General features: G+C 38.7%; 10 protein-coding genes. 6 read left to right on the top strand and 4 right to left on the bottom strand.

Going from position 1 to position 12546, the window contains the following annotated elements; translation table 11 throughout:
• The first annotated feature begins 1 nt into the window (after position 1).
• The 5 genes from BM073_RS17205 to BM073_RS17185 all read left to right on the top strand — a co-directional run bounded on the left by BM073_RS17205 (position 2) and on the right by BM073_RS17185 (position 8204).
• Positions 2-1087, top strand: coding sequence for a serine hydrolase domain-containing protein (locus BM073_RS17205; protein WP_091655576.1), 1086 nt, complete (start codon positions 2-4; stop codon positions 1085-1087).
• A 19-nt stretch (positions 1088-1106) separates the two neighbouring features.
• Positions 1107-3581 (top strand): ABC transporter permease, encoded by a 2475-nt coding sequence (locus BM073_RS17200; protein WP_091655575.1) that lies wholly within the window; start codon positions 1107-1109, stop codon positions 3579-3581.
• 30 nt (positions 3582-3611) lie between these two features.
• On the top strand, positions 3612-6023 hold the full coding sequence (locus tag BM073_RS17195) for an ABC transporter permease (RefSeq protein WP_091655574.1): 2412 nt from the start codon (positions 3612-3614) through the stop codon (positions 6021-6023).
• A 182-nt stretch (positions 6024-6205) separates the two neighbouring features.
• Positions 6206-6880: an ABC transporter ATP-binding protein gene (locus tag BM073_RS17190; protein WP_091655573.1), complete on the top strand. Its 675-nt coding sequence runs from the start codon at positions 6206-6208 to the stop codon at positions 6878-6880.
• On the top strand, positions 6867-8204 hold the full coding sequence (locus BM073_RS17185) for a TolC family protein (RefSeq protein ID WP_245756453.1): 1338 nt from the start codon (positions 6867-6869) through the stop codon (positions 8202-8204). Before BM073_RS17190 ends, BM073_RS17185 begins: the two co-directional genes overlap by 14 nt.
• A gap of 77 nt (positions 8205-8281) precedes the next feature.
• On the opposite strand, the gene BM073_RS17180 is transcribed toward BM073_RS17185, so the two are convergent.
• From BM073_RS17180 to BM073_RS17170, 3 genes are all read right to left on the bottom strand, one after another.
• The gene (locus BM073_RS17180) at positions 8282-9127 is read right to left on the bottom strand and encodes an OmpA/MotB family protein (protein WP_091655571.1); all 846 of its coding nucleotides are present in this window, start codon (positions 9125-9127) and stop codon (positions 8282-8284) included.
• Between the two features lie 240 nt (positions 9128-9367).
• Complete coding sequence (locus BM073_RS17175; protein WP_091655570.1) at positions 9368-9958, bottom strand: DUF4136 domain-containing protein; 591 nt, start codon at positions 9956-9958, stop codon at positions 9368-9370.
• 380 nt (positions 9959-10338) lie between these two features.
• The gene (locus BM073_RS17170; protein WP_245756452.1) at positions 10339-11037 is read right to left on the bottom strand and encodes a DUF2490 domain-containing protein; all 699 of its coding nucleotides are present in this window, start codon (positions 11035-11037) and stop codon (positions 10339-10341) included.
• Positions 11038-11077: 40 nt separating this feature from the next.
• On the opposite strand from BM073_RS17170, the gene BM073_RS17165 reads away from it, so the two are divergent.
• Positions 11078-11656: a uracil-DNA glycosylase family protein gene (locus BM073_RS17165; RefSeq protein ID WP_091655568.1), complete on the top strand. Its 579-nt coding sequence runs from the start codon at positions 11078-11080 to the stop codon at positions 11654-11656.
• Here the strand turns inward: BM073_RS17165 and BM073_RS17160 are convergent.
• Positions 11649-12545, bottom strand: coding sequence for a cation diffusion facilitator family transporter (locus tag BM073_RS17160; RefSeq protein ID WP_091655567.1), 897 nt, complete (start codon positions 12543-12545; stop codon positions 11649-11651). The two genes, BM073_RS17165 and BM073_RS17160, sit on opposite strands and share 8 nt — an antisense overlap.
• Position 12546 lies beyond the last annotated feature (1 nt).

Below are 12546 nucleotides of genomic sequence, written 5' to 3'. Positions count from 1 at the left end.
AATGAGGACTTGGATTCCAAAGATTGCTCTATGTATTTGTTTTTCAGGTATTCATCTGTTGACTTTTGGACAAAACCTCAATTCATCATTAGACAGCCTTTTTCAAAATGAAGTAATAACCAAATCCTTTGAGGGAACCCTATTAGTATCGCAAAATGGAGAGGTGATATATCAAAAGTCATCTGGTTTCAGGGATTTTGAACAAGAAATTCCAATTCAAATCGGAGATAGTTTTGGCATTGCATCAATCACAAAAATGATTACCTCTATTTTGATTTTACAGCTCAATCAAGAAGGAAAAATTCAGTTCGATCAAAGTCTAGAAGAGTTACTTCCAGAACTTAAAGTTCCAAATGCAAAAAGGATTACAATTCACCATCTTCTTCTGCATATATCAGGTTTACCAAACGAGCGAAATGATATTTACCTGAAGGAAGTCACGCCTCAGGAATTTGTAACTATGACCTTGGAAAAAGGAACCAAGTCCAGGGGCTTTGGTAAATTCAATTATGCAAACATAGATTATGTTTTGCTTGGATTAATTGCCGAAAAGATTGAAAGAAAACCTTGGCAGGAGATGATATCTGAACGCATTTTGGTTCCGCTAGAAATGGGAAAAACCGGGTTTTTGAAAAAAGAAAGTTTCCCTTCAAATTTTGTAAGAACATTTTCATTCTCGGAGACAGATGAAAGAATTTCTGATCCGGATTTCCAAATCGAAAACTTTTATGCAGCAGGCTCAATGTATTCTACAGTTTCTGATTTGCTAAAATTGGATCAGGCACTTTACGGAGAGCAACTATTATCCCAAGAATCTAAAAAAATTCTTTACACCTCTTATCCAGAGTATAATTATACCGGATATGGAGTTTGGACCTATTCTTATCCTTTCGCGAAAGGTAATCCGCTTATTATGGAGCGAAGAGGTGGAATTTTAGGTTCAAACAGTGTGCTAGTCAGAATGTTGGACTCCAATCAAACTATCATCATACTTAGTAATAACAATCGCTTTAATCCCGATTCATTTGGTGATAAAACAAATCTGAGAGAGGCAATCATTACTTTATTAGCTGAAGGAGAAAAATAACAACTAAAAGAAAGATCATATGCTCAAAAACTACTTAAAAATAGCCTGGAGAACCCTTCTTCGCCAAAGAATATTCTCCCTTATCAATGTTTTGGGCCTAGCAATAGGCTTAGCATGCTTTCTTTTACTGGCTTCTTATGTAAAATTTGAGCAATCCTATGATTCATTTCAAGAGGATTCTGACCGGATATTTAGAGTTTCTCAGCAAGTTCGTGATTTTGGGAATTCTGCCTGGGCTGGGGGAGCTGTGGCCCCTATGCTTCGTAAAGAGTTTGGGGAGCAGTTGGAAGAGATTGTCAGCTTAATTCAAATCAATACTTATCTCAAATCTGTCGATGGAATCAATCCCGAAGAAAGTTTCAGAGAAGATTACTTTTTTTACGCAGAGCCTGGATTTGAAAATATTTCTGGGCTAAAGGTCCTTCAGGGAAGTCTGAAAGGAGTTTTTGATGATCCTTTTACTTTAGTCCTGACCAGATCTAAGGCAAAGCACTATTTCGGAGATGAAAACCCTGTTGGTAAAGTGCTTCTGGCTACAGGAGATATAGCTTTTGAAGTAAAGGCAGTGGTAGAGGATCTTCCAGCCAATACCCACATGAAGTTTGACTTTTTATCTTCGGTTTCCACTTTCAAAAATCTTAATAATTTTCCTCAAAATGCTGATTTTGGTAGCTTTTGGTGGCCTCAAACATTTACCTATGTCAAAGTAAAAGAGGGTCAAAATGCCCAGGCGATCAGTGATAGAATACCGGAAATAAATGGGAATTACCGTGATCCTGAGGAAGCTAAAAACTACCAATATTACCTACAACCCATTCAATCAATACATCTTCAATCAGGATTTGGAGGCGAGTGGACGCCAGGAGTAGATCAAAAGACTTTGTGGATTTTTCTTTCAATTGGTGGATTTGTGCTTTTGCTAGCATGCATCAATTTCATCAATTTGGCTACGGCTCGTGCTATCAGAAGGATGAAAGAAATTGGTGTGAGAAAGGTCAATGGGGCTAAGAGAGGACAATTGATGGCTCAGTTTCTGGCTGAAGCATTTTTAACAAATGCATTTGCGCTTGTTCTAGGGTTGATTTTGGTGGGGCTGGCTCAACCAATTTTCACATCCATGCTGGGTTTATCATTTGAAGTTCCGCTATTTTCAGATAGTTCTTTGATAGGCATTGTTCTGGCTGTATGGATAATCTCCTCCTTACTAGCAGGTGTTTTTCCCGCATTTTACCTAAGTGGTCTCCGACCGGATGTCATTCTTAAAAACTCACAAATTTCTGGTGGAAAAGCCTTCCTGAGAAAATCTCTGGTAGTTTTCCAGTTCGCGCTTTCTTCCCTGTTGGTTTTCTGTGCCGGGGTAGCTTATATGCAACACACTTTCCTCAGAACATCTGATATGGGCTTTGATCACCAAGGATTATTGACCGTGAAACTCGGAAATGCTGCAAAAGCCCAAATTGAGCCCCTTAAATCTTCCCTTGAGCAACAATCAGGAGTGATTTCTGTCAATGCAATTTCCAATGCTCCCGGACTGGAAGGAGGTTGGAATCCTTCCGTAGCTTTCAGGGGAGTTGAAATAGAAGAAGCCTTTTCTATTTATGTTCAATATGTAGATGAATTCTACTTCGAAAATTTGGGAGTAGAGGTGATTGCTGGAAGAGAATTTTCGCTGGATTTTCAGGATCAGGGGGAGGTAACGGAAATGATGAGGGGACAATTTCCAAAAATGGAAAATCTTAGCGTAGTTGTAAATGAATCCGCAGCTGCCATAATTGCTCAGGCAGGGCAGGAAACTCTTGGAAATGCAGTCAGAGTATATACCGAAGAAAATGGTAATTTATTCTCTGATTACAATGGTAATATCGTTGGAGTGGTGGAAGATTACCATACTCAGGATTTAAAAACCACCATCAAACCCACTGTTTTCCTTCCTGTAAAAAATGCAGCTTTTGATGGAAGCAATATCTTATTAATTCGAACAGGAAATGGCTTTGATGAAGCTCAAATTACTCATTTAAAAAATGCATGGAATCAAATAATTCCAGGAATTCCTTTCGATTATTCATTCTTAGACGAGCGGATTGCCCAGAATTATGCTCAAGAGGCCCGAACGGGTAATTTGCTAGGCGCATTTGCTATACTAACCTTGTTGATCTCCTGCTTGGGGTTGCTAGGACTTTCCATATTCACGGCAGAAACTAAGCGCAAAGAAATTGGTATCAGAAAAGTCCTAGGAGCCTCCGTTCAGGGGATAATTTCTCAATTGTCCAAAGAGTTTATTTATCCTGTGATTTTGGCCTTACTAATAGCCTTTCCGCTTGGGTTTTATTTGATGAGCCAATGGCTAGAGCAATTCGCAACTAAAGTGAATATTTCTATTGGTTTCTTCTTGGCAACAGGGATGACTTCGCTGGTATTTGCCTGGTTGACTGTGACTTGGCAGTCCTGGAAAGCTGCCACTTCCAATCCAGTGAAATCAATTAAATCAGAGTAAGATCAATCATTTTTCAAAGACGCTAAGGTTATGCTCAAAAACTATTTTAAAATCGCCTGGAGGAATCTTCTCCGCAATAAGCTCCGAACAGCAATCCATATCCTCGGACTTTCTCTAGGGATTGCGATATGCTTTTTGATATTCAATATCGTATGGCACGCATACAGTTTTGATAATTTTCACCCTGATAAAGAGAGGATCTATAGAATCATCACGGAGAATGATTATGGGGAAATGAAATACAGTTATCCGGCTGCTCCAGGGCCATTGGGTGAGGTTTTAGGAGAAGAATTGGCTGGTATTGAAGAAGTAGGTAGACTCTATACCTTAGGACAAACACATGCCAGTATTCCGGAAGAAAATAAAAACTTTGGTAGAAAGGATTACATCAGTTTCGCTGACCCTGGTTTTTTTAAAGTTCTCCCAAGAACTTGGCTAGCAGGAAATCCTGAGACAGCATTACAGGAACCTAATCAGGTTGTGATTAGTGAAAAGAGTTTGAATACTTATTTTCCCAATCAACCTCTGGATCAAGTACTTGGGAAAGAGCTTCGCTATGTGGATGCTGATACCATCATGGCAACCATTGTTGGTGTTATCCAGGATTATGATGAAAACACCGATTTTATTTTTCAGGATTTCATTTCTTTTTCCACTATTAAAAAGAATGAGAAAGAAGACTGGTATGGGCTTCATTCATGGACCAATATCAATTCCAGCAGTCAGGTTTTCTTTAAATCAGGTAATGGAATCTCTGCCAGCAATTTACAGGAAGGGCTTAATGCAATAGCAGGTAAATACTATGCCGATGAAGAGGAGGGAAGCACCTCGTTTGGATTGGAACCCTTATCGGAACTTCACTTTTCTTATGGACTGCTGGATGAAACAGGTGCCTCAAAAGAGCTGATTAAGGGTTTGTTGATAGTTGGAGCCATCATTCTGATTTTGGCATGTCTCAATTTTATCAATTTAGAAACTGCCCAAGCAATCGGCCGAGCAAAAGAGGTAGGGATTCGAAAAACACTTGGAGGCAACAAATTCCAGCTGATGTTTCAGTTTTTAGCTGAAACCTACTTATTGGTATTAGGTGCAACTTTGCTGGGTTTGGTGTTTTCAGACTTGATATTAAAAACCTTCCAAAGCTATCTTCCAGACGGCTTCACGATGCCGTATTTAGCAGGATATAATTTAGTATTTATAGTTCTTTTCGGAGTCTTATTGACTTTGGTTTCAGGAATTTACCCAGCCTTGGTTCTGGCTAATTATCAGCCTCAGCGTGCCCTGAAAGGCGAGAAAATGGGTTCGGCGAAATTCTCCTTTGGGGTCTTTTTGAGAAAAAATCTGACGGTACTTCAGTTTACTGTGTCCATGGTCTTTTTGATTTTAGTAATGGTTATTGGCTCTCAATTGAAATATATCAGTAGTCAGCCAGTTGGATTTGAAAAAGATGCAGTGGTCTATGCTTACTTACCTTTTATGGCAGGTTTTGAAAAGGCTTCACTCTTTCAGAGCCAGGTGTCTCAAATGAGTTTTGTGGAAGGAGCCAGTTTAGGAGGAGATGCCATTTCCTCTAATGGGATTTGGACCTCTGATGTGAAAGTTCCTGTAGACAGCACAGAAATGGAATTTTTTACACAAGTGAAAAATGTGGATTCATCCTTCGTTCAAGTAAATGGAGTTGAGTTGCTGGCTGGAAGGAACTTAACTCAAAATCAAACAGAGGTTTTGGTAAATGAACGCTTTTTGAAGGAAGCAGGGATCAATTCTGCACAGGAAATTCTCGGTAGTTTCATAACAATTGGAGGAGGGCCAAAGTCTGTTGTTGGAGTGATGAAAGATTTCAATTCCCGATCGCTGAAAGAAGAGATTCTTCCTATGGTTTTTCTTCAAAACCCTGATTATTACAATGTCATCTCAGTCAAACTGGGGAAAGGAATCAACCTCGAGACAGCATTGCTTGGATTAAGAGAATCATACACGAGCGTATATCCTTTTGAGGAAATTGATTTCAAGTTTCTGGATGAGGAAATAGCGAAATTCTACGAAGAGGATCAGCGCATTAGAAACATTCTCGGTTTTTCCAGTATGATAGCCATCCTAATCTCTGGAATGGGATTGTTTGGACTTTCTTCTTTCACCATATCTCAAAGATTGAAAGAGATCTCTGTGAGAAAAATATTAGGTGCCAGTATTGCTCAGATTCTAGGACTTATCAGTAAGGAATACGTGATGCTGGTCAGCATTTCCTTTCTATTAGCAGCTTATCCAACTTATTGGCTCGCTAAAGAATTTTTGGAAAGCTATTCATACCGAATTGATATGCCTTACCTGCAATTTTTGATGGGAGGCATGGCATTATTGGTTCTTTGCATAGGGATAGTAGGTGCTCATTCCTGGGTGGCGGCTAAATCGAATCCTGCCGAAATTCTGAAAGACGAATAAGGGATTCGGTAATATTTTAAATCAATGAGTGATTCTGGTTTTAGTGGAAAAATCGTTCGCCAGCGAACAAAAATGTTCGAGAAAATATAGGGTTGTTTGATCAAAAAGGGCCTTTAGACTTGTTCTGAGGCCCTTTTTTATGGCATGGAAGTGGAAATGGTTATTGAAGCTAATTTTCAAGTATGATACAACTTAAAGAAATCGATAAATACATTGAGTCCCGTTTCCAGAGGATTTTTATTCTTAAAGGAATAAATCTTACTATCCAACAAGGGGAGTTCCTTACTTTGATGGGCCCTTCAGGAGCAGGGAAGTCCACCTTGCTGAATATCATAGGAATGTTGGACGAAGACTACGATGGGGAATATTTTTTTGGAGAAAAAAATATCCGTAAAATGAAGGACAAGGAGAGATCCAATCTGCACAAAAGTGAGTTTGGATATATTTTTCAGGCTTATCATCTGATAGATGAATTGACTGTTTATGAAAATATAGAAACGCCACTTCTTTATAGAAATGTAGCTTCATCCGAGCGGAAAAGCATTATTGCAGATCTTTTAGATCGCTTTAACATGGTAGCCAAAAAGGATCTCTTCCCTGCTCAGTTGAGCGGTGGACAACAGCAATTGGTGGGAATCGCTAGGGCTGTTGCCGGCCGACCAAGTTTGCTTCTCGCGGATGAACCTACAGGGAATCTTCACTCCACTCAAGCCAAGGAAATAATGGAGGTTTTTCAAGAATTGCATAAAGAGGGAACCACCATCATCCAAGCTACTCACGCTAGAGAGAATGCGGATTATGGAACCAGATTAATCAATCTATTAGATGGAAAAATTGAAAGTGATGAACAGCTATAAATTTCTAATTACCCTTTTGACTTTAGCTTGTTGCTCATTTGTAACATATGCTCAGGATACTCTTAGGTTGGATTTTCGTCAAGCAGTAGAATTCGGACTTGATGCAAATCTTGATTATAAAATTCAGGAGAATAATATGGAAATCCTGAAAAAGCAGAAGCAGGTAGCGGCACTATCTCATTTGCCCTCTGTGGGAATCAACTCTAATTTATTGAGGCAAAGTGGTCAGCAATTTCAACAAGTAGAAGGTGAAATTGTAGTTACCAATGTCACCAATGAAATTGTTTCCGGAGGATTAAATATGAATATGCCTGTATTCAATGCGGGCAGGAGAATTTTGGATACTCAATCGGCCAAGCTGGCATTTGAGGCTGGGGAAAAGGGCTTGGAAAGGGCCAAGCAACAGGTAGTATTCGATGTAGCCCAAAGGTATTTACAGGTGCTATTGGATCAGGAGTTATTGAAAATTGCGATAGAAAACCTGGAAAATCAGCAGGAGCAACTTCGGCAAATTGAGGGTTTCGTTGAGGCTGGATTAAGAACTGTTTCTGATTTATATAATCAGCAATCTGAAGTTGCCAGACTGCAATCCGTAAAAGTGGATGCGGAAATTCAGTTGGAAAATGATCTTTGGTCTTTATCAGAATATCTGCAATTGGAGGCGGGTAAAATTCCTGATTTGGAACCCGTTGATCCTACTAATTCATCGGTAAGCTTTGCCGAGCAAAATCTAGGAGAATTATACGAGTTGGCTATGGCAAACCGTGCTGATATAAAGCAACAGGAGCTTTTGGTAAGCTCTACCAAAAAAGATGTTCAGGCAAGAAAGGCTATGTACTTTCCTAGGGTTTCTGCTTTTTATAATTACAATACCTTTTTTACATCCTTAGATAGTAGAAGTCTTAGGGAGCAGTTATTAAGGATATATCCTCAAAATACGCTCGGCTTGAATCTGGTGATTCCCATATTTTCCAATTGGCAAACCAGATTGGATGTGAGTAGAGCTAAAGTAGCCTACGAAAATCAGCAATTGACCCTACAGTCTTTGGATAGAAGGGTGTACCAAGATGTGAGATTAGCCTGGCAAAATTATAAAGCAGCTAAATTGAAAGAGCAAAACACTGGTTTACAGGTTTTGGCGGCGGAGGAGGCAAGAAATGCAGTTCAGGAGCGCTTTAGATTGGGGATTTCCAATTTTGTAGATCTATCTGCGGCTAACCAGCAATTTGTGGCTGCCCAAGCAGATCAAGCTCAGGCAATTTACACCCTATATTTTCAGGAAGTATTAATGCAGTTCGCTTTAGGAACTTTAAGCACTGATTAAAGCCAATTAGGAGGAAATAAAAAAAGCAGACCCATAAAGTCTGCTTTTTTTGATTTAATTGTGGTAGTTGGTTTTGTTTATAACATTGCAAAGAACATATCCAAATCAGGGATTAGGACGATTCTAGTTCTTCTGTTGATAGCCATATTTTCTTTGGAATCATTGGCAACGATCGGCATATAGCTCGCACGACCCGCAGCGATCATTTTTTCAGGAGCTACACCAAAATCATTTTGAAGCTTTCTAACAATAGAGGTAGCTCTTTTTACAGATAGATCCCAGTTATCCTGAACAACTGCATTAGAGATGGTTCTTGGGTCTGTATGACCTTCTATCATCACCTGAAGGCTAGGCTCAGCGTTGATTACTTCTGCCAATTTCTTCAATAGTGGATCTGCTTTGCTGTTGATCCTGTAAGATGCGGTATTGAAAAGAAGCTTGTCAGAAACAGAGATCATCACCACCGTCTGATCAATGCTGATTTCTACGTCATCTTCTTCACCTCCGGTGTTTTCAGTGATGTTTTGCTTCAGATTATATTCCACTGCCAAGTTTACAGAATCCTCCAAAGTCTTAGCTTGAGCAAGCTTCTCAGGATCCACCTTTGCTAAAGTTTCAGTCATCTTTTGCTTTGAGTTTTTGGACATGACGGTTCCTGACTCGATTGAATACAATGAGTTATTGGACTGAGTCAAAGCATCATTGGTGTCTCTCAAAGAATTGATTCTCGCGTTGTATTCTGCTACTCTAGCCTCGATAGCTGCCATTTTTTCTTCCAATTCAGCCTTTTCCTGATTGGTCATGGCTAATTCTGTTTGAGTCTTGAAGAGATTACTCTCCAACTCGGTGTACTTCTTTTTAGATACACAGGATACTAAAACACTTGCGCTAAGTATGCCTGAAAGGATCAAAGAGTTTTTCATGGTTTTAAAATTTGTTTTTCAAGTCGATTAAAATCTGCCATGTTTAGAAATTCTTTTGTTTCCTGGCAGAATTGATTTCTAGGTTTATTCTTCTTGATCCAAAAGAACTGCCAGTGATTTTCAGAAATCTTATTATGACTTAATCAATTGAAAAACAATGATTTATACTTTTCAAATAAAAAAATCCCATCGAAAAGATGGGATTATTACTAAGCAAACTGGGGAATTATTCCACAGAATCTATTCCATGTAACGGTTTACAACTTTAAATTCATTCATCACCCGATAGGCAGCACGGGTAATGTCAGACTGAAAGCTAGGGGATTCAAAATCAAATTTAGCAGCGGTATAGCCTTGCCAAATAGTGTTTCCTCTTTTGTTGTCAATAACATAAATGACTAGCATTCCATTATTCTCCTTGTACTTGATTTGGTTGTAGGTTTCATCCTTCTCCAGTTCTTTGTCTTTGTCCTTTTCCAAATCCCTTTCCAATACCCGGCTTCCTGTTCTCTGCAACCAATAATCAAACTCGGGCTGCACATATCCTCTATAACGGATCGAATCGGTAAAAATCTTATAGCTGACCAATAAGTCTGGTTTATCCGTTTTCTCTACAAAGCCCTGAGATCCCAATCTAGCACCAATAGTAGCATTTAATACAGGAGTGATAGTTTCGATTTCAGGCTCGTTGATCTCAACAAATGCAAAAGTTTTATATCGTTTAAAGGTACCCTGGTAATTGTAATCATATTCTGTGACGAAATCTTTTTGGGTGAAGCAGCTTGAAATTACCAAAACAAGCAAGACTAGGTAATAGGTAGAGTTTTTCATATGATATGAATTTATGGTTGACTAAGGCCGATATTTTTAGATTCAAACAAGTCTTAGGAAAGTCGAGGTTTTCACTAGCTGCCTTTGATACTTTTTAGGGAATTCCTTTAGCAGAAAAGCAATTGTTTCTCGATTTATCCTCTTCTATGTTTGATCGGAAAAAGCTGAATTATCTAACTCAAAAACCAAACTGCTTTACCAATACTTTGTTTCAAGTTATTGATATTCAACTTCCTGTCTTATAATTTAAAAAGATATTTGCGTTTAATCCATATACTGGATCAATCATTTAAAATTTTACAGAAAATTCCCGAAAAATATCTTTTACACATATACGATGTTTTAAAAGCTTCTGGTTTTTAGAGAGTTAAGAAAAAATATTACTTGCCGCTGTATAATTGATGGAAAACAGAGAATTGAAGCTGATTTTTTGAAAATCGATTGGTTTTTTGTTCCATAAAACCAACCTGAACAGCCAACTGACTTTGAATTCGGTATCCTAATCCCCCATAAAGCCGATTTCTGTCGAAGTATTCCACCAAACCGTCTAACTTTTCTCCGTTGATGAATAATTCGTCATAAAGCTGTAAATACCAACTCCCTTTTTCACTCAAGCTTTTAGAATTGAGCGGGACATTTAGAAATAATGCATACCTAAATCTGCTGCGAAATGGAGAGGATTCAACCCATCTTTGTTCGTAACGGAAACGATGCATGATTCCTACTTTGGATACTTTTTGCCTTAAAATTGCTTCCTGATATATTCTGCTTTCAGGAACAGAAACCGTACTCTCTCCCGGTGGTTGTGTAGTGATATTTCCGTATCCAAGAGTGAAGCTTGCGCTTCCGTCTTTTAAATTATATTGTAATCCTGTTCTGATTAGAAGTTGCTCTAAATCCCCGACTATGTTATGGTTTCTATATTGTATTTCACCATGAATAGCCCAAGGACTTTCCCGAAATCTAAAGTTTCCAAAATACATATACCAAGAGCCTAATTCCGGATTATTTTGGCCAAATGAAGAAAAGCCAGAAATTAGAAATATTAATAAAAGGGAAAGGGGTAGAGTCTTTTTCACAATTCAAATTAAACCTAGAATTAGAAAAGGTCAATTTTTCATGGAAAATTTAAATTCAATTCTTCGGGAGGTTAGAAATTGCAAGCTTTGTGAAGCGCATCTTCCATTAGGAGCCAATCCAGTGCTTTCGATAAATTCTCAAAGTAAAATTCTAATTATCGGACAAGCACCAGGAACCAAAGTTCATGCAACAGGTATTCCATGGAATGATCCAAGTGGAAATGAGTTAAGAAGATGGCTCGATGTGGATAGCAATACTTTTTATGATCCTGAGATTTTTGGAATTATGCCCATGGGATTTTGTTATCCCGGCAGAGGTAGGGTAGGAGACTTGCCTCCAAGAAAGGAATGCGCACCTACCTGGCATTCTATGTTATCTTCACAGATGCCTAACCTGAAGTTGATTTTATTAATTGGTGCTTTTGCCCAATCCTATTATTTGGGAGAAAGAAGAAAAAACAATCTGACGGAGACGGTGAAAAATTTCAAAGAGTATTTACCAAATTATTTCCCTTTGGTTCATCCATCCCCAAGAAATAGATTATGGATGAGAAAAAACCCTTGGTTTGAAACTGAAGTGTTGCCCGAGCTTAGAGACAGAGTTCTCGCTCTTATCTGAATGGATTTTCTTTTTGCTCCAAGGCACAATTTTCCTCTGACAATTCCCACTCTATGGTGTAATGACTCAGAGGATATTTTTTGAGAGTCTCTTGTACTTGCTTTTTGGATTCAAGCAATTCTTTTAGGTTTTGAACTTGTTTCAAGCGCACATGAGCAGTAAAAACGTGGTGAGCGCCTTCCATTGACCAAAGATGGGTATGATGAATGGATTCAACTATTGGAAGAGCACACAACTCTTTTTTGATTTGGTCTAGAGAAATATCAGAAGGCACTGCCTGAAGAAATATATACAAGGTTTCTTTTAGATTTTTTAAAACATTCCAGAGAATGAAAAGCGTGATACCCAAGGATAAGACAGGGTCAATCCAAGGCCAATCGAAAAATAAGAGAAGTATTCCCCCAATTAAAACAGCTACCCAACCCAAAACATCCTCAATCAGGTGCCAACTGATTACTTTTTCATTTTGGGAATGTCCGTGACCCACCTTCCAAGCGGCATAGCCATTGACAATTACCCCGAAAATTGCAAAAAAGATCATCCCTTTTGCATCACTCAATTCAGGGGTTATGAGTCTTTGGATTGCTTCATTTATGATGAAAACGGAGCCAATGATTAGCACCATGGCATTGATTAGGGCGCCTAAAAGTGAAAATCTACCGTAGCCAAAAGAGAAACTATCGTTGGCTTTTTGCTTGGATTTTTCTTGTAATCCCCAGGCCAATCCTAATGAAAGGGAGTCTCCCAAATCATGAATGGCATCTGATAATATTGCCACTGAATTTACCCAAAATCCTCCAACCAACTCTAAAATGGTAAAACCCAAATTCAGAAAAAAAGCAATCTTTAAATTATTGCTATCCTGTGGATGGTGGTGATGTTCATGCATA

Source organism: Algoriphagus ornithinivorans (assembly GCF_900115305.1).
Classification (GTDB): Bacteria; Bacteroidota; Bacteroidia; order Cytophagales; family Cyclobacteriaceae; genus Algoriphagus; species Algoriphagus ornithinivorans.
This window is presented reverse-complemented; position numbering and strand designations above follow the sequence as displayed.